This is a genomic window from Gordonia sp. NPDC003585, from assembly GCF_040610755.1.
Taxonomy (GTDB): Bacteria; Actinomycetota; Actinomycetes; order Mycobacteriales; family Mycobacteriaceae; genus Gordonia.
In genome coordinates this window covers 1-17,188 of the sequence record NZ_JBEXMX010000029.1, presented here as the reverse complement: position 1 = coordinate 17,188, position 17,188 = coordinate 1, and the positions used below count along the sequence as shown (strand labels likewise).

Genomic DNA, 17,188 nt, shown 5'->3' with positions numbered 1-17,188 from the left:
GACTCAGTCGCTCTGCTCACCGATCGGAACGTACTGACTCATGTTCGCCAAACGTCGTTGGGCACCGGCGATCTCCCGCACGGCTTGCGCGACCAGGCTCCGATCCAATGGGGAAAGCCGCCGCATCGACAGTTCGTCGGTGACCTGCTCACCCTGATCGAACTGCGCCACCTGATACGTCAACCGGACACGTTGCAGCACATCGAACACCTCGATGAGAGTGCCGGCCTGATCGTCGGAGAGCATTTCGCTGCCCGACGCGGCCACCAATCGCGACCGGGTGTCCAACGCACTCGACCCGACGCTCAACGCAGCCCACCGTGCGATGTTGACCACCGGCGTCAGGGCGTGGTGCTTGATGTCGAAGGTATCGTTTCGTGTCAACACATCTCGGATCGATCGCATCCGCGCCTTGGTGGCCAGCGATTCCTGCAGCAGAAGACTCAGGGTGCGCGGGTGTGAACGCAGATCACTCAGCATCTCGCCCGCGGCGCCCGGACCGGATGCACCCCAGAGCGCGCGGGCATCGAGCATCAGCGAGGTGAAGATCATGCCCTTGTTCTCCAGCGGATCGTCGATCCAGCCGACCGCCGCCGTCCGCCACTGTGTGTACGTGCGGGTGAACAGCGGCATCGACGCCAGCGCACCGTTGGTGTCGATACGCATCCCGGCGTCACGCAACACGTCGTCGAGACGCCCGAACGCCGCGCGGTAGCCGGCCACCTCGTCGTCGGACACTGAATCTGCGAGCGACACAGCAGAATCCACATCCGAACTGAGCACCGGTTCACGGCGCGCATTGCTGCCCAGCGACAACCAGGTCAGCGCTTCGGCGTTCACCGCCGGGTCGTCGGCGAGGACAAGTTCGAGGCCGCGACGCACGATGGTGTCGTTGATGAAGGACAGCACCCGGGTGATCTCGTGCACCGGCCGCCCACGACGCACGAGGTCGGCTACGAGCTGCGGCGTCCGGCGGGCGTGCCCGGCCACATCCGCGGCGGTGGTCGCGCGCGCGATCTGTCCACGCAGCGTCATCCCCGTACCGGCCGGTGCCGCAACGAAATCCGACGGTGCGACCACCCCGATCACGACACCGGCCGCATCGACCACCGGGATCACCGCCAGATTGCGTTCCAGCAATTCGCTGAGTGCCTCGACCGACGGCGTGTCGTGCGGTACGACGAGGGCAGCGGTGTCGAGCACCTCGACGAGGGGGGTGTCGAGGCTGCGCCCTTCCGCGACCACCCGCACACGGATGTCGGCGTCGGTCAGCAGTCCGTGCCGACCGTCGTCGAGCGGCACCACCATGTAGTCCTGGCCACGATCGGTCATCAGCGACGCCGCCTCGCGGACAGTGAGGTCGGGCGTACCGACGACCGGCGGTGTGTGGATCAGCTCGGCCACCGTGCCACCGACCGCTTCGACGGCATCGCGCCGCCGAGCGACCGTCAGCTTGTCGACACTCCTGTCCATACCCGAAATACTAAGAGAAACGGCCCGCCATCCGGGTCACCGGATGGCGGGCCGCCTCAGATCAGACGCGCAACGATCAGGCGTCGGCGGTGGCCGCCTCGGCCGGAGCCTCGTCCTTGCTCTCGTCGACCGGGACCAGGCTGATCTTGCCGCGGTCGTCGATGTCGGCGATCTCCACACGGAGCTTGGAGCCGACGTTCACGACGTCCTCGACCTTGTTGATCCGCTTGCCCTTGCCGAGCTTGGAGATGTGCACCAGGCCATCGCGACCCGGGAGCAGCGACACGAACGCACCGAAGGCGGTGGTCTTGACGACCGTGCCCAGGAACCGCTCGCCCACCTTCGGCAGCTGCGGGTTGGCGATCGCGTTGATCCGATCGATCGCAGCCTGCGCCGACGGTCCGTCGGTGGCACCGACGAACACGGTGCCGTCGTCCTCGATGGAGATGTTGGCGCCGGTCTCCTCGGTGATGCCGTTGATCGTCTTGCCCTTGGGGCCGATCAGCTCACCGATCTTGTCCATCGGGATCTTCACGGTGGTGATGCGCGGTGCGTACGGGCTCATCTCGTCGGGCTCGTCGATGGCCTCGGCCATCACGTCCAGGATGGTCAGCCGGGCGTCCTTGGCCTGGCTGAGCGCACCCGCGAGCACCTGCGACGGAATGCCGTCGAGCTTGGTGTCGAGCTGCAGGGCGGTGACGAAGTCCTTGGTGCCGGCGACCTTGAAGTCCATGTCGCCGAAGGCATCTTCGGCGCCGAGGATGTCGGTGAGGGCGACGTAGCGGGTCTCCCCGTCGACGGTGTCACTCACGAGACCCATCGCGATACCGGCCACCGGGGCGCGCAGCGGCACACCGGCATTGAGCAGCGACATGGTCGACGCACACACCGAACCCATCGAGGTCGAACCGTTGGAGCCGAGCGCCTCGGACACCTGACGGATCGCGTATGGGAAGTCCTCGACGCTCGGGATGACCGGCGACAGGGCACGCTCGGCGAGCGCGCCGTGGCCGATCTCGCGACGCTTCGGCGATCCCACACGACCGGTCTCACCGGTCGAATACGGCGGGAAGTTGTAGTGGTGCATGTAGCGCTTGGACGTCTCGGGTCCGAGCGAGTCGATCTGCTGCGCCATCTTGACCATGTCGAGGGTGGTGACGCCCAGGATCTGGGTCTCGCCGCGCTCGAACAGGGCGCTTCCGTGCGCACGCGGGATCACGGCGACCTCGGCCGAGAGCGACCGGATGTCGGTGATGCCGCGACCGTCGATGCGGAAGTGGTCGGTCAGGATGCGCTGGCGCACCAGCTTCTTGGTGACCGAGCGGTAGGCCGCGCCGATCTCCTTCTCGCGACCCTCGAACTGCTCGCCGAGTTGTCCGAGGATGTCGTCCTTGAGCTCGTCGGTCTTCTCGTCGCGCTCCTGCTTGCCGGGGATCGTGAGGATCTCCGACAGGCGGTCCTTGGCGGCACCTTCGACGGCGTCGTAGGCATCCTGCGCGTACGGCGGGAACAGCGGGAACTCGCCGGTCTCCTTGGCCGCAGCGGCGGCCAGCGACTTCTGCGCCTCGCAGAGACGCGCGATGAAGGGCTTGGCAGCCTCGAGACCCTCGGCGACGATCGCCTCGGTCGGGGCCTGCGCGCCGCCGGCGATGATGTCGATGACGTTCTCGGTGGCCTCGGCCTCGACCATCATGATCGCGACGTCGGCGGTATCAATGGACCCGCTCGCTCCGCTCCCGGCGTCCGAATCGCCTTCACCGCCCACGATGCGTCCGGCGACGACCATGTCGAAGACTGCGCCTTCGAGCTGCTCGACGGTCGGGAACGCGACCCACTGGCCGGCCTTGTTCTCCTCGGTCGGGATCAGCGCGACGCGCACGCCGCCGACTGGACCGGAGAACGGCAGGCCCGCGAGCTGGGTCGATGCCGACGCCGCGTTGATCGCGACGACGTCGTAGAGGTCATTCGGGTTCAGGCTCATCACCGTGACGACGACCTGGATCTCGTTACGCAGACCGTCGACGAAGGACGGGCGCAGCGGGCGGTCGATGAGACGGCAGGTGAGGATCGCGTCGGTCGACGGGCGGCCTTCGCGGCGGAAGAACGATCCGGGGATACGTCCGGCGGCATACATCCGCTCCTCGACGTCCACGGTCAGGGGGAAGAAGTCGAAGTGCTCCTTCGGGTGCTTCGACGCCGTGGTGGTCGACAGCAGCATGTTCTCGTCGTCGAGGTAGGCGGTCACCGAACCGGCGGCCTGCAGGGCGAGACGCCCGGTCTCGAAACGGATGGTGCGGGTACCGAAGCTGCCATTGTCGATGATGGCGGTGGCTTCGGTGATGGCCTCGTCGTAGTCTTCGAGACCTTCGGTGGTGGTCACATCTGTCATGTGGGGTGTAGATCCCTTCGTGACGGCCGCATCGTGCGGCCGTGGTGATGGCCGCACCGGGCGGCCTGTTTATGCGGATATGGGCAGGTCACGTACACGTACTCGCGCACGCGAAAACCAGCCCAGAACGTGCCATGTGAGTCGACGGCCGGAGTGAATGCTCAGACGGCCATCGATCGAAGCGGCCGGAACACATCTGGGTTCCGGCGGCCACTACCGAGGACCGATCTTCATTCGTCGTCACGCCCGTAGGACTGCACGGCAACGATCCATCTGTCAGTTTATCATCGCGCGGTCACAGGTCTTGACAGATACAAACCGGCCGCGTCTCCCGAGGTCGGGAAACGCGGCCGGTGTGCGAAAAATGTGCGCTCAGCGACGCAGGCCGAGGCGCTCGATCAGCGAGCGGTAGCGCTCGATGTCGACCTTGGCGACGTACTTGAGCAGGCGGCGGCGACGGCCGACCAGCAGCAGCAGGCCGCGGCGGCTGTGGTGGTCGTGCTTGTGCTGCTTGAGGTGCTCGGTGAGGTCGGTGATGCGCTTGGTCAGCATCGCGACCTGCGCCTCGGGGGAACCGGTGTCGGTCTCGTGGAGGCCGTACTCGGTGAGGATGGTCTTCTTCTCGGCAGCAGTCAGTGCCATGGTGTTCTCCTGAACTTCTCAGTGCCGCGTTCGCAAACTCCTGACGTGCCGCCGCGGACTGCAGCAACGCCGACTGACCAGGCTACCAGCGGCAACCGCGGGCACCCAAATCGTCACTGCTCCGCAGTGAGAATCGCGCGCGTCTTGTCGACGTCGGCGGCGATCGCGTCGATCAGCGCATCGACGCTGGAGTATGCCTCCATCGCACGGATGCGGCTGACGAAGTCGACGGCGACGTGCTGTCCGTACAGGTCGGCCGACGCATCGAGGACGAAGGCCTCCACCGTCCGGGTGCGGCCCGAGAACGTGGGATTGGTACCCACCGACACGGCCGCCTGGTAACGCTCCCCCGGCGCCACCTGACCCACCACAGGTCCGGCGCCGAGCACCGTGAACCACGCGGCGTAGACCCCGTCGGCCGGGATCGCCGCGTACATGGGAGGCGCGACATTGGCTGTCGGAAAACCCAATTCGCGACCGCGTCCGTCACCGCGGACCACCACACCCTCAACGCGGTGCGGCCGCCCGAGCGCCTCGGCGGCGGCGTCGACATCGCCCGCGGCTACACACGACCGGATGTAGGTGGAGCTGAAGGTGACAGCATGCTCGCCGAACAACGAGATCGCCTGCACCTCGAACCCGAACTTCGCTCCGAGTTCGGTCAGCTTCGCAACGTCACCCGCGGCCTTCCTGCCGAACGTGAAGTTGGCGCCCACCACAACGTCGGCCGCGTGCAAACTCTCCACCAGCACGTCGTGGGCGAAGTCCTTCGGTGACCGCGACGCCAGTTCCGGCGTGAACGGCATCACGCAGAAAACGTCGATGCCGAGTTCCTCGGCGAGTTCGGCCCGGCGGGTCAGCGTCGTCAGTTGCGGCGGATGCGAACCTGGCCGGACAACCTCGGCCGGATGCGGATCGAACGTCATCAGCACCGACGGCACGCCACGCTCGCGCGCGGCTGTCGTCGCCGCACTGATCAATTGAGCGTGACCGCGGTGTACTCCATCGAAGACACCGATGGTGACCACGCATCTCCCCCAATCCGCAGGGATGTCGTCGAGACCTCGCCATCGCAACACGCGCACCAGCCTACGACCACGACGGTCTCCAAACCACCGACAGCCCGACGCCGTTGGCAAACAGTTCGCCCGCAATCCATCACGATGTCGGGCATCGACGCCCACGCGCTACGCCACCGCACGTCGACTCGGCTGTGCGCCCGTCGGGAACGATAGAGTCAAGGCATGCCGAATTCCCGCGCGTCTACACCGCGAACGAAACCGGCGGCCACCGAGCGACCGGTGACCGAGCTGTCGTCGGTCACCCAGGATTACCTCAAGATCATCTGGACGACCCAGGAGTGGGCCGACGTCAAGGTGACCACGAAGATGCTCGCCGAGAAGCTCGCGGTCTCCCCCTCGACGGCGTCCGAGGCGATCCGCAAACTCGCCGACCAGGGCCTGGTCTCACATGAGCGCTACGGCGCAGTGACGCTGACCGAAGAAGGCCGGACCGCGGCGATCCTGATGGTGCGCCGTCATCGGTTGCTCGAGACTTTTCTGGTTCGCGAACTCGGCTACGGCTGGGACGAGGTGCACGACGAGGCCGAGGTTCTGGAGCACGCCGTGTCCGATCGACTGATGGCTCGGCTCGACGCGAAACTCGGACATCCCGACCGGGATCCGCACGGTGATCCGATCCCGGCCCTCGACGGCTCGGTGCCCAGTCCCGACCTGCGCCTCCTATCCGACCTGGAATCCGGCGAATCCGGCACGGTGGCAAGGATTTCCGACGATGATCCGGAGATGCTCCGCTACTTCGACGAGGTCGGGGTGGCGCTCGACAGCGTTCTCACCGTCGCCGAGAAGCGACCGTTCGCGGGCACCATCACCATCTCGGTCGACGGCGACGGACAACTCGATCTCGGCGACATCGCGGCGCGGGCCATCTATCTCGCCGATCACTGATTCAGCGGCCGTCGCGGACCACCATCACAAAGACCTCACTTGTGGTCAGGACCGTCGGCAGTTCCGAAGGTCTCTGGACAGAAACGAGGCCCCTGTCGCAGCGCAAGTCCTCGGACTGGGAACCTCGTCGTCGAGCACAGAAGTCGGCGCGCCCAGATGGCAGCAACGGTGGGACCGTGGAAAACGTTGTAGTAGAACGTACCCTCTGGGCGACACCTTCTGCTACGACGTTCGCCAGTCGACCTTGAGGTGGGAAGAACGCGGCCGCCATGCGGGCCGGAGCTTCGGCGCGAGGGGCACCGCGACAACCGGTGCCGAATTGGAGAACGAAGGTGCTGCAGCACTCGCGTTCTCCAACTCAACTCGAGTTCTCGCAGCTCGAAGGCCACACCCTGTGTCGCGTCGGCTCAACTGCGTGCAGCACAGATTCTCCACCGAACACATGGTGTCCTCGGCACCTCCTTGACACGCAGCATTTCCCCAGTTCAGAGGGCTGTCACCGAACTCGTCGGATCAGCTCCCGTTGAGCGCGTCGACCCACGTCGGGATCATCGACGCTCCCCAGGCGATCAGCCAGACGACCGCCACGACCGCGGCGAGCACCACGAGCCAGGCCAGCACACGGGCCACCGCGTTACCCCTCTGGCCGATGAGGATCTTCACGAACTCGACGAAGATGTCGATCAACCGCACCAAAGTCATCATGTTGCAACGCCTTTCAGGTCCCCGATGGTCATGTCCCCGACGGCCATGTCCCCGATCGTCATGTCATCGTGACGTTGGAGAACGTCAGAACGGGCCAGCACACGATGGAACCGAGGAAGGAGATCACCTTGTCGGTGGTGCTGTCGACGTCCGACAGATGCGACGTGTGCGTCACGGTCCAGATGACGCCGATGATGAAGTAGGGAATGCCGATCAGGATCAGGGCGCCGATGAATTCCGACACCTTCATCTCGTGGTCGAGGATGCGACTGACATAGCCCCACAACGAGGTCGGCGTCGTCCGTGTATCAGACAAGAGGCTTTCCTTTGCGAATCCGGCGACGCAGGTCGCGCATCACGATGTAAAAGCCGCCGAACCGAAGTGGTCGCGGCAGAAAGCGATTGACGAAACCGACGAACAGGAAGAGGTTGTCGTAGCGTCGCTGATCGATCGGCCGCCAGCGCAAGCCCAGCTTCTCGCGGAACAGGGGTGGCAGCGAACCTATCGTCAGGAACCGAAGCAGCCCACGTAACGGCAGGCCGAGTAGCGGATTGATCATGCGAAGGTCGACGAGGTCGTTGATGAATTTCGCCTGCTGCTCGTCGTAGCTGATCCGCTCGCACGCAATGTTCCAGTAGTGGTCGAAGTCTGCGCGGGTTGCCGGCCACATGTCGTCGGTCACCTGCAACGTCGTGGCCAGCGGACGTGCACTCTGATAGAACTTCTCGGCCTGCTCCGAATCCATGCGTCCGTGCAGCAACTGGTGAGTGTCCTCGAAACCGATGAACAGGCATGCCGCGACCCACATCTGGAGTTCACGATCGAAGGCGTTGTACTTGACTGGCGACGACTCGGTGCTCCGGACCTGCCGGTGGGCCCAGTTGATCGCCTCTGCGTAGGCCGCTCGTTCGTCGTCGGTCCCCAGGATGGCCACCGCCAGATACTGTTCGGTGGTTCGGAGCCGCTTCCACGGATGCTTCATCAACGCGCCCGACTCGACCTTGGACTCCATCACGCCGTAGGCGACCTCCGGCCAGCCGAGTTGCATGGCGACATTGGCCGCCGAACCCGCTGCGGCCCAGAAATCGAACGCGTCTTCCAGGTGACCGCGAACGAAGTACTCGTCAGCACGACGCTGCGGGGTGCTGACCGTGATCCGGGTCTGCTCCACAGAGAGATGCTCTGTCGCGGTCGTGAGGTCGGGCAGATACCTACTGCCCCCTGGTCTGCGTGCCACGCTTGTCATCTCGACCCCCATCGTTGCGTGCAAAACAATCTGAATACTGGTGTAGTCAGACTAACGTGCGCCTGTTCAGGGCTACTGTCAAGCAGTTCCGACGATCGGATGCGCAATTGGGGCCATTGGTCCCGAGGGAGTACTCGGACGCATGTACTCAGCCGGCCTGAGTAGAAGCACGCATGCAGCGACGATCCGGACGGGCGACAGTTTCTGTCATGACCAATGAGATTCCTCAGTCCGCGACGACCACCGCCTACTACATTCAGGCCGCCATCGCGTTCGGCGTCAGCCTCGGCGCCTCGATCATCGGCATCGCCTATCTCCCTCTCGACGCGTGGCAACGCGGCTTCCTCGCGATCACCCTGCTGTTCCTGACCTCCAGCACATTCACCCTCGCGAAGGTGGTCCGGGATCGTCAGGAGCAGACCAGTGTCCGCGCCCGCCTCGATGGGGCCCGCGTCGAGAAACTCATCGCCGAGCACGACCCTTTCAAGGGCGTCGCCTGAACGCCTGGTCAGCGCAGGGTCGCCGGGCGCACCACCATCACCGAACTCGCCCGGCGACCTTTCTCCTGGACAAGCGCGATGGCCCGTTGTGCGGGGTCGACGACCACGTAGACACCCTTGATGCCAATCGGATCCAGCCAGCGGCCCTGACTGATCGACTCCGCCTCGTCGTTGTCGATGTCGCGGCGCGGGAACGAGATCTTGACCGCCTCGTCGATGTCGAGGCTGACGTGCGGTCGCTCGGCGACCTGCTCGAGAGTCAACGCATGATCCAGCGTGAACGGTCCGACGGCCGTCCGTCGTAGTGCTGTCAGATGCCCGCCGACGCCGAGCGCAACGCCCAGATCCCTTGCCAGTGAACGGATGTAGGTACCCGCGGAGCAGTCGACCACGACATCGAGGTCGATGAACTCGCCCTCACGCCGGATCTCGACGACCTCGAATCGCGAGACGGTCACCGGCCGGGGCGCGAGATCGAAGTCGGCACCCGTGCGTACCAGGGCGTGGGCGCGCCGACCGTCGACCTTGATCGCACTGACCTTGGCCGGCACCTGCAGGATATCGCCGGTCAAGGTGGCGATCTGTGCCGTGATCTCGCCGTCGGTCACCGATGAGGCGTCTGCCGAGGAGATGACCTCACCTTCACGGTCGTCGGTGGTGGTGGCCGCACCCAGCCGGATGGTCGCGGCGTACGACTTGGTGGTCAGCGACAGCAGGCCGAGAAGCTTTGTCGCACGCTCGATTCCGATGACGAGAACGCCGGTGGCCATCGGGTCGAGGGTGCCCGCGTGTCCCACGCGTCGAGTGTTGAAGATCTTGCGGCAGCGCGAGACCACATCGTGGCTGGTGATGCCCGCCGCCTTGTCGACGATGAGCAAACCGGCGTTCTCGATCGATGCGTCCGCCATGTCACACCAGCGCGATCGAGGTCATGATGAGGCCATCGTCGATCAGCCACCGACCCGGAAGTTCCAGCAACGGCGTTCCCCCGTCCGCCGCGGCGGGGTCGATGAGAATGCGTGTTCGGAAGGTGCCCGACGTCGCGTCGGCCTGTTCGAACGTGATGTGCGCATCCTCGAAACCGAGCCAGCGTCCGGTCACCGGAAACCATGCCTTGTAGGTGGCCTCCTTGGCGCAGAACAACAATCGGTCCCAGTGGAGGTCCGAGGATCGCGTGGCGAGCACCGCACGTTCCTCGGGGAGACTGGTGTGATCGAGCACGCCGTCGGGCAGTCGATCATGGGGCTCGGCGTCGATCCCGAGCGATCGGACCTGCATCGAATAGGCAACCACCGCACCACGATATCCATCGCAGTGGGTCAGACTGCCGACCACGCCCGACGGCCACACCGGCGATCCCTTGTCTCCGCGCAGAATCGGCTCCGGACCGAAGCCCAACTGGCCCAACGCCTGTCGGGCGCAATGGCGCGCGGTGGTGAATTCACGACGACGCTTGTCGACCGCCTTGGCTACGAGACTGCGTTCGGCCGGCAACGGTTCGAGTCCGGGCGGATCCGAGAAGGCCTCGGCGGACGCGACTCCCGCGGGCACCAATCGTTCGATCACGAATTCTGACTCCCTGCTCGTCGTGCGCGCCGCTCCTCGATCCGCCGCCGGAACTCGGCGGCGCGCTCAGCATAGTCGGGTGGGAGTTCGAACCGGGCACCGTGCTCGGGAAGGTCTTCGGGCCGCAGTCCCTCGTCGGGGATGATCTTGCGCAGCAACGGTTGCGGCAGCCCCCGACGCTTCCATTCGCGTGGGTAGCCGACGGACACCTCTTCGAACCGGATGTCGTCGTACCAGGTGGTCCGCGGGATGTGCAGGTGCCCGTAGACGCAGCAGGCCGCATTGAAGCGGGTATGCCAGTCCGCGGTCAGTTCGCTGCCGCACCACAGCGCGAATTCTGGGTACATCAGGGCGTCGGTGGGTTCGCGGCGCAGCGGCCAGTGGTTGATCAGGACCGTCTTCTCGGCGGGGTCGAGCGCTTCGAGCCGCGTGCGCGTCGACTCGATCCGAGCACGGCCCCAGGCGTCGCGCGTTCCGAACGGCTCCGGGGACAGCAGGAACTCGTCGGTGGCCACCACATTGCGCTCGCGCGCCAACGCGAGCGCGGTGAGTTTGTTCGCGGTGCCCTCGGGCCGGAAGGTGTAGTCGTAAAGCAGGAACATCGGCACCACCCGCACCGGTGGCGTGCCGTCGCCCGGGTCGAACAGCGGGTAGATGTCCTCGGGTGTCACGACGCCGAGGTCGCGGCACGCCTGCACGAGGTAGTCGTAGCGGGCCACGCCGAACACCTGGAGCGGATCTTTGGCAGTCGTGTAGAGCTCGTGATTACCGGGCACCCACACGACGGTGTGGAAACGGGTGCGCAGACGGCGGAGGGTGTCGACGATGTCGTCGGTGCGCTCGGCCACATCGCCGGCGACGATCAGCCAGTCGTCGGGTGAGGACGGCCGGATCTGGTCGACGATGTGCTCGTTACCCCGATGCGCGACGTGCAGATCGCTGATCGCCCACAGAGTTGCCACAAGGATCCATCGTGCCAGACCGAGTGGTACCGACGCCGCTCCGCACGCATCGATCCGCATCCGAGGGGCCGACGTGAGAAACTTCACCGGTGTCCTACGGCGTGAGCGACCCGACCTGGCGTCCGCCGACGCCCAAGCCTGGTTTTTCTGATCGCGGCCCGTGGCTGGTGCGCGGGATCATCAGCACGATCCTGCTGGTCGCACTCTTCATGGGATACGCACTCGGACTGCAGGTGGTCAGCGAGATGGAACCGGCGCCCGACTGGGGTTTCTGGTTCGTCGAAGCCGGCTTCTGGGTCGCCTTCGTCCTCGTCCTGCTGATCTGGGGCCGCAAGGTCGCCCAGCGCATTCTGTCCGCCGTGGTCGCGATGATCTTCGGCGCGGCCTACCTCGTGCTGGTCAGTCCGACCTTCCACCGCTGGCTCTTCGTCGACCTCGATCTCAGTGCTGATGACCTGGCCCGCATCGAACCGTGGGTGGCGAGGTCGATCTATGCGGCGCTCTACTGCGGATGCATCTTCGGGTGGACCATTGCCCGTCGACGCAGCGGATTCGCGTTCCTCGGCATCTTGATCGTCGGTCCGCTCATCGCCGTTGCTGCGTGGCAGATACCGAAGATCGACTGGACGGCAGACGCTCCGGCTGTTTTCTACCAGCAGTCCGCGGTCGACTTGGCCGTCGTGGTCGGTGGCATTCTCATTTTCTGTGTGGTCGACGCGTTCCGTCTGTTCGGCCGATCGTCCGACGGCCCAGGCACGACGCAGCCACCGGCCAACCAGTGGCAGTCGCAACCCACCCAGGCATTCGACCCCCACTATCAACAGCCCGCCTACCAGCAGACCCGCTACGACGATCGCAGGCCACCAGGCGCCTGGTGATCAGGCGGTCTCGGCACCCACGCGATGCCACCGCCCGGACCTGATGCGCCAGACCACCGTGGCGAGACGCACCAGCATGAACACCACCAGCCCCGACCAGATGCCGGCCAGGCCCCAGTCGAACACCAGCGACAGCCAGATCAGCGGGAGGAATCCGAGCAGCGCGCCGGCCAGCGTCGCCGTTCGCAGGAACGCGGCGTCGCCGCTGCCGAGCAGCACGCCGTCGAGCGCGAACACGACGCCGGCAATCGGCAGCATCGCGACGAAAAACCACCACGGCACGCCGATCGCGTCGAGAATCGCGGCGTCGGAGGTGAAGACGCGGGGAATGATCGACGCCCCCGCCGCGAACACGCCGGCGGCAAGCCCGGCGGCGACCAGCGATACCACGGTCACGCGTCGTGCGACCGATCCGGCGGCCCGCACACTGCCGGCACCGAGCGCCGCGCCGACGAGCGCCTGGGCGGCGATCGCGAGCGAGTCCAGGAACAGCGACATGAATTCCCACAGTTGCAACACCAACTGGTGAGCGGCGACCTGTGCGACACCGAAGCGTGCGGCGACCGCAGCGGCCGACAGAAAGCAGATCTGGAACGAGAGACTGCGCACGACGAGGTCGCGGGCCATCACCAATTGCTTGACGATCACCGGCCACCGCGGCCGCAACGCCGACCACGCGGAATCCGTTGTGCCGCCGATGCTCTCGCGCATGATGCGGACCGTGAACAGTAGACCGGTCAGCGCTTGGCCGACGACGTTGGCCACCGCGCTGCCGGGCAGACCCAGTCGCGGAAAGGGTCCGACGCCGTGCACCAGGCCGACGACGAGTACCGCGGCCACCGACAGCCCGACCGCCACGTAGATCACCGGGCGACGGGTGTCCTGGACGCCGCGCATCCATCCGTTGCCCGCCATCGACAGCAAGATCAGTGGCACGCCGAAGACAGCGATCCGCACCCACCCGGCGGCGTCGTCGGCCACGACAGCGGCATCCGGCGACGATGAGCCGACCAGCGCTCGCAGCACCATCGGAGCCAGCGGATAGGCAACCGCGACGATGGCGACGCCGACCCCGAGTGCAATCCAACTCGCTTGCACACCTTCGACAATCGCGCCCGGACGGTCGCCCGCACCGAATCGTCGGGCCGATCGGGCAGTCGTTCCGTAGGACAGGAACGTGAGCTGGGTACTGATGATGGAGAGCACCAGGGTGGCCACGGCCAGCGCGGCGAGTTCGTCACCGCCGAGTCGTCCCACAACGGCCAGGTCGAGCAGCAGGTAGAGGGGTGGCGCGATCAGCACGGCCAGCGCCGAGACCGTCAATGTGGCGATCCGCCGCACGCCCGCGTCGCCGATGTCGGTCAGAGCGACGTCACCAATCGGGCGACCACTTCCGCGGCTGTCCCCTCGTCGCTGTATCCGGACGCCTGGCGATGACCACCACCGCCGTGTGCGCGCGCAATCGGCACGAGGTCGACGATGTCCTTGGAGCGCAACGACACCGTCCACTTCCCGGGCTCGATCTCCTTGAACACCGCGGCCACCTCCGCCTCGCCGGCGGTCCGCACGATATCGATCACGCTCTCGGACTCCGACCAGCTCATCCCGGCCAGCGCCTGCTGATCCACCACGGCGTACACGAGACCTTCGCCGTTGCAGGCGTCCGGTTCCAGCCGAGCCGACCCCAGCACCTCCGACATCATGGTGAACCACACGAACGGGTGCGTGTCGAACAGAGCCCGGCTCCACTTACGGGCGTCGACACCCATATCCAGCAGCCGTGCCGCGACCCGGAACGACTCCGGCCGAGCCCACTTGAACGACCCGGTGTCGGTCGTCAGACCTGCATACAGGCAGGTGGCGATGTCCTCGTCGAGTTCGACGTGCAGTTCGTCGAGGACCTGCAGCACCAGCAGCGCCGTGCAATCGGCGTGCGGGTCGATGAAGTCGAGGTCGCCGAAACCCGTATTCGACGCGTGATGGTCGATCGTGATCGACCGCTCCGCCGCACGGAACGACGCTTCCAGCGCCTCGAGCCGATCGGCCGTGGCCGCGTCCACGGACACGGTCACCGGATGCCCGTGCACGTCACCGGCGTCGACGAGCAGCTTGCTGCCGGGCAGGCGACCGAGGACTGCCGGCAGCTGCTCGCCGCCGGGATAGGAGACCTCGACCTCGACACCCAGACGGTCGAGCGCGAGCCCGAGCGCCAGGCCGCTACCGATCGTGTCGGCATCCGGGCGCACGTGACACAGGATCGTCACCGCCTTCGCTGCGGCGAGTTCGGCGGCGATCTCCGCGGGCGAAGAAGGACTCACTCGTGGGTACCCTCTTCGTCGGGGGTGCGGTACGGATCGGCATCGCCGGCCGGGCGGGCGTCGCGCGCCTGCCGGGCGACGAGTTCATCGTTGGCGCGCGCCCGTGCGACCAGTTCCTCCATCTGCCGCGCCGCGTCGGGCACGGTGTCGAGGACAAATCGCAGGGTCGGCGTGAAACGAACGCCGGTTCCGGCACCGACCTTGGACCGCAGGACACCGGTCGCCTTCGCGAGCCCCGCCGCCGCACCGTCGAAATCGGGTTCGACGTCCAGGGATTCGCCCATCACCGTGTAGTACAGGGTCGCGTCATGCAGGTCTCCCGATACACGCGCATCGGTGATCGTCACGTAAGCCAGTCTCGGGTCCTTGATCTCGTGCGCGATCGCAGACGCCACGATCGACGAGATCCGCTTGGCCAAGCGCTGTGCCCGTGCCGGGTCAGCCATCTCCAGTCCTCCCTCGCGGTGTGAAAAAAGGTACTCCCCTTCCCGATTTGGCACCGCGTTGCGGGCTGTTCGGGAAGGGGAGCAGGTCATGCGTCAGTCGCGTGCCTTCTCCTGCAGCTCATACGACTCGATGACGTCGCCGACCTTGATGTCCGAGTACGTCAGCGTGAGACCGCATTCGTAACCGTCGCGGACCTCGGTCACATCGTCCTTCTCCCGCTTGAGCGAGGCGATGGTGAGGTTCTCGGCGATGACGATGTTGTCACGCAGCAAGCGCGCCTTGGCGTTGCGCCGGACGATGCCCGACTGCACCAGACAGCCGGCGATGTTGCCGACCTTCGACGACTTGAAGATCGCGCGGATCTCGGCGCGGCCGAGCTCCACCTCTTCGTAGATCGGCTTGAGCATGCCCTTGAGCGCGCTCTCCACCTCGTCGATGGCCTGGTAGATCACCGAGTAGTATCGGATCTCGACGCCCTCACGGTTGGCCAGCTCGGTGGCCTTGCCCTCCGCGCGGACGTTGAAGCCGATGATGATGGCATCCGAGGCCGCCGCCAGGTTGACGTCGGTTTCGGTGACACCACCGACACCGCGACCGATGACGCGCAACTGCACCTCGTCGTCGATCTCGATACCGAGAAGCGCCTCTTCGAGGGCCTCGACGGTACCGGCGTTGTCGCCCTTGAGGATCAGGTTCAGCTGACTGGTTTCCTTCAGCGCCGAATCCAGGTCCTCGAGGCTGATCCGCTTGCGGCTGCGTGCGGCCAGCGCGTTGCGCTTGCGCGCATTGCGGCGGTCGGCGATCTGCCGAGCGGTGCGGTCCTCTTCGACGACGAGCAGGTTGTCACCCGCGCCGGGCACCGACGTGAAGCCGATGACCTGAACCGGGCGCGACGGCAGTGCCTCGGGCACGTCCTCGCCGTGCTCGTCGACCATGCGTCGGACGCGCCCGTAGGCGTCGCCCGCGACGATCGAGTCGCCGACCTTGAGCGTTCCGCGCTGCACGAGCACGGTCGCCACCGGACCGCGACCGCGGTCGAGGTGCGCCTCGATGGCGACGCCCTGGGCGTCCATGTCCGGGTTGGCACGCAGATCCAGCGATGCATCTGCGGTCAGCAACACGGCCTCGAGCAGAGCGTCGATGTTGGTGCCCTGCTTGGCAGAGATGTCGACGAACATCGCCTCGCCGCCGTACTCCTCGGGAATGAGGCCGTACTCGGTGAGCTGACCGCGGATCTTCGACGGGTCGGCGCCTTCCTTGTCGATCTTGTTGACCGCCACCACGATCGGCACGTCGGCCGCCTGCGCGTGGTTGATCGCCTCCACCGTCTGCGGCATGACGCCGTCGTCGGCGGCGACCACCAGGATCGCGATGTCGGTGCTCTTGGCACCGCGGGCACGCATGGCGGTGAACGCCTCGTGACCCGGGGTGTCGATGAACGTGATCAGGCGGTCGTCACCGTTGAGGTGGGTGTTGACCTGGTAGGCACCGATGTGCTGGGTGATACCACCGGCCTCGCCCTCGCGGACGCTGGCATTTCGGATGGTGTCGAGCAGTCGGGTCTTACCGTGGTCGACGTGGCCCATGACGGTGACCACCGGCGGGCGCTGTTCGAGATCCTCGTCGTCGCCCTCGTCCTCGCCGTAGGTGAGGTCGAAGCTCTCGAGGAGTTCGCGATCCTCGTCCTCGGGGCTGACCACCTGCACGGTGTAGTTCATCTCCGAGCCGAGCAGCTCCAGCGTCTCGTCATTCACCGACTCGGTGGCCGTGACCATCTCGCCGAGGTTGAACAACGCCTGGACCAGCGATGCCGGATTGGCGTCGATCTTGTCGGCGAAGTCCGACAGCGACGCACCGCGAGCGAGACGGATGGTCTCGCCGTTGCCGCGGGGCAGCCGAACGCCACCGACGGCCGGTGCCTGCATGTTCTCGTACTCGGCGCGTTTCGCCCGCTTCGACTTGCGACCCTTGCGCGGGGCCCCACCGGGGCGTCCGAAGGCACCAGCAGCGCCACCGCGACCGCGGCCACCGCCGCCGCCACCCGGACGTCCGCGGAAGCCACCACCGGGAGGACCACCGGGAGCACCGGTCGGC

Annotated in this window: 17 protein-coding genes; 3 read left to right on the top strand and 14 right to left on the bottom strand. The window is 66.0% G+C overall.

Annotation, left to right across the window (positions count from 1 at the left end; genetic code table 11):
- Nucleotides 1-3: 3 nt before the first annotated feature.
- From ABZW74_RS10085 to ABZW74_RS10070, 4 genes are all read right to left on the bottom strand, one after another.
- Nucleotides 4-1,473 (bottom strand): putative nucleotidyltransferase substrate binding domain-containing protein, encoded by a 1,470-nt coding sequence (locus ABZW74_RS10085; protein ID WP_355275999.1) that lies wholly within the window; start codon nucleotides 1,471-1,473, stop codon nucleotides 4-6.
- A gap of 76 nt (nucleotides 1,474-1,549) precedes the next feature.
- Entirely contained in the window at nucleotides 1,550-3,862 is a 2,313-nt protein-coding gene (locus tag ABZW74_RS10080) for a polyribonucleotide nucleotidyltransferase (protein ID WP_240856931.1), read from the bottom strand.
- Nucleotides 3,863-4,234: 372 nt separating this feature from the next.
- Nucleotides 4,235-4,504: a 30S ribosomal protein S15 gene (gene rpsO, locus ABZW74_RS10075; protein ID WP_240856930.1), complete on the bottom strand. Its 270-nt coding sequence runs from the start codon at nucleotides 4,502-4,504 to the stop codon at nucleotides 4,235-4,237.
- Between the two features lie 113 nt (nucleotides 4,505-4,617).
- Nucleotides 4,618-5,583 (bottom strand): bifunctional riboflavin kinase/FAD synthetase, encoded by a 966-nt coding sequence (locus tag ABZW74_RS10070; RefSeq protein ID WP_355275996.1) that lies wholly within the window; start codon nucleotides 5,581-5,583, stop codon nucleotides 4,618-4,620.
- 165 nt (nucleotides 5,584-5,748) lie between these two features.
- Between ABZW74_RS10070 and ABZW74_RS10065 the strand changes: the two genes are divergently transcribed.
- Nucleotides 5,749-6,471 (top strand): metal-dependent transcriptional regulator, encoded by a 723-nt coding sequence (locus ABZW74_RS10065; protein ID WP_355275994.1) that lies wholly within the window; start codon nucleotides 5,749-5,751, stop codon nucleotides 6,469-6,471.
- A 513-nt stretch (nucleotides 6,472-6,984) separates the two neighbouring features.
- Here ABZW74_RS10065 and ABZW74_RS10060 read toward each other — a convergent pair.
- Genes ABZW74_RS10060 through ABZW74_RS10050 form a run of 3 tightly spaced genes read right to left on the bottom strand, consistent with a single transcriptional unit; the run spans nucleotide 6,985 to nucleotide 8,423 of the window.
- Entirely contained in the window at nucleotides 6,985-7,176 is a 192-nt protein-coding gene (locus ABZW74_RS10060; RefSeq protein ID WP_355275992.1) for a hypothetical protein, read from the bottom strand.
- A 58-nt stretch (nucleotides 7,177-7,234) separates the two neighbouring features.
- Complete coding sequence (locus ABZW74_RS10055; protein ID WP_355276044.1) at nucleotides 7,235-7,462, bottom strand: hypothetical protein; 228 nt, start codon at nucleotides 7,460-7,462, stop codon at nucleotides 7,235-7,237.
- Nucleotides 7,463-7,484: 22 nt separating this feature from the next.
- The gene (locus ABZW74_RS10050) at nucleotides 7,485-8,423 is read right to left on the bottom strand and encodes an oxygenase MpaB family protein (RefSeq protein ID WP_355275990.1); all 939 of its coding nucleotides are present in this window, start codon (nucleotides 8,421-8,423) and stop codon (nucleotides 7,485-7,487) included.
- A gap of 209 nt (nucleotides 8,424-8,632) precedes the next feature.
- On the opposite strand from ABZW74_RS10050, the gene ABZW74_RS10045 reads away from it, so the two are divergent.
- Nucleotides 8,633-8,923, top strand: a complete 291-nt coding sequence (locus tag ABZW74_RS10045; protein WP_240856925.1) for a YiaA/YiaB family inner membrane protein — start codon at nucleotides 8,633-8,635, stop codon at nucleotides 8,921-8,923.
- Between the two features lie 8 nt (nucleotides 8,924-8,931).
- Here the strand turns inward: ABZW74_RS10045 and truB are convergent, their stop codons facing one another.
- Genes truB through ABZW74_RS10030 form a run of 3 tightly spaced genes read right to left on the bottom strand, consistent with a single transcriptional unit; the run spans nucleotide 8,932 to nucleotide 11,451 of the window.
- Nucleotides 8,932-9,831 (bottom strand): tRNA pseudouridine(55) synthase TruB, encoded by a 900-nt coding sequence (gene truB, locus ABZW74_RS10040; RefSeq protein ID WP_355275988.1) that lies wholly within the window; start codon nucleotides 9,829-9,831, stop codon nucleotides 8,932-8,934.
- Nucleotide 9,832: 1 nt separating this feature from the next.
- On the bottom strand, nucleotides 9,833-10,489 hold the full coding sequence (locus ABZW74_RS10035) for a 4'-phosphopantetheinyl transferase (protein ID WP_240856923.1): 657 nt from the start codon (nucleotides 10,487-10,489) through the stop codon (nucleotides 9,833-9,835).
- Nucleotides 10,486-11,451, bottom strand: coding sequence for a metallophosphoesterase (locus ABZW74_RS10030; protein ID WP_355275986.1), 966 nt, complete (start codon nucleotides 11,449-11,451; stop codon nucleotides 10,486-10,488). The genes ABZW74_RS10035 and ABZW74_RS10030 overlap by 4 nt, the downstream gene beginning before the upstream one ends.
- A 101-nt stretch (nucleotides 11,452-11,552) precedes the next feature.
- On the opposite strand from ABZW74_RS10030, the gene ABZW74_RS10025 reads away from it, so the two are divergent.
- Entirely contained in the window at nucleotides 11,553-12,329 is a 777-nt protein-coding gene (locus ABZW74_RS10025) for a hypothetical protein (protein ID WP_240856922.1), read from the top strand.
- On the opposite strand, the gene ABZW74_RS10020 is transcribed toward ABZW74_RS10025, so the two are convergent.
- The 4 genes from ABZW74_RS10020 to infB all read right to left on the bottom strand — a co-directional run.
- Nucleotides 12,330-13,694, bottom strand: a complete 1,365-nt coding sequence (locus ABZW74_RS10020; RefSeq protein WP_355276042.1) for an MATE family efflux transporter — start codon at nucleotides 13,692-13,694, stop codon at nucleotides 12,330-12,332. It lies immediately after the preceding gene.
- Nucleotides 13,691-14,647, bottom strand: a complete 957-nt coding sequence (locus ABZW74_RS10015) for a bifunctional oligoribonuclease/PAP phosphatase NrnA (protein WP_355275984.1) — start codon at nucleotides 14,645-14,647, stop codon at nucleotides 13,691-13,693. The genes ABZW74_RS10020 and ABZW74_RS10015 overlap by 4 nt, the downstream gene beginning before the upstream one ends.
- Nucleotides 14,644-15,093 carry a 30S ribosome-binding factor RbfA gene (gene rbfA, locus ABZW74_RS10010; protein ID WP_240856920.1) on the bottom strand — a complete coding sequence of 150 codons (450 nt, stop codon included), beginning with the start codon at nucleotides 15,091-15,093 and terminating at the stop codon, nucleotides 14,644-14,646. Before rbfA ends, ABZW74_RS10015 begins: the two co-directional genes overlap by 4 nt.
- A gap of 93 nt (nucleotides 15,094-15,186) precedes the next feature.
- Nucleotides 15,187-17,188, bottom strand: a 2,002-nt coding sequence (infB, locus tag ABZW74_RS10005) for a translation initiation factor IF-2 (RefSeq protein WP_355275982.1), incomplete at its 5' end; no start/stop codon positions are given.

What these genes read in the sequence shown, in the direction of transcription:
- ABZW74_RS10065 (WP_355275994.1), top strand. Translation starts at nt 5,749, where the DNA reads ATGCCGAATTCCCGCGCGTCTACACCGCGAACGAAACCGGCGGCCACC.
- truB (WP_355275988.1), bottom strand. Translation starts at nt 9,831, where the DNA reads ATGGCGGACGCATCGATCGAGAACGCCGGTTTGCTCATCGTCGACAAG.
- ABZW74_RS10080 (WP_240856931.1), bottom strand. Translation starts at nt 3,862, where the DNA reads ATGACAGATGTGACCACCACCGAAGGTCTCGAAGACTACGACGAGGCC.
- ABZW74_RS10045 (WP_240856925.1), top strand. Translation starts at nt 8,633, where the DNA reads ATGACCAATGAGATTCCTCAGTCCGCGACGACCACCGCCTACTACATT.
- ABZW74_RS10050 (WP_355275990.1), bottom strand. Translation starts at nt 8,423, where the DNA reads ATGACAAGCGTGGCACGCAGACCAGGGGGCAGTAGGTATCTGCCCGAC.
- ABZW74_RS10085 (WP_355275999.1), bottom strand. Translation starts at nt 1,473, where the DNA reads ATGGACAGGAGTGTCGACAAGCTGACGGTCGCTCGGCGGCGCGATGCC.
- rpsO (WP_240856930.1), bottom strand. Translation starts at nt 4,504, where the DNA reads ATGGCACTGACTGCTGCCGAGAAGAAGACCATCCTCACCGAGTACGGC.
- ABZW74_RS10060 (WP_355275992.1), bottom strand. Translation starts at nt 7,176, where the DNA reads ATGATGACTTTGGTGCGGTTGATCGACATCTTCGTCGAGTTCGTGAAG.
- rbfA (WP_240856920.1), bottom strand. Translation starts at nt 15,093, where the DNA reads ATGGCTGACCCGGCACGGGCACAGCGCTTGGCCAAGCGGATCTCGTCG.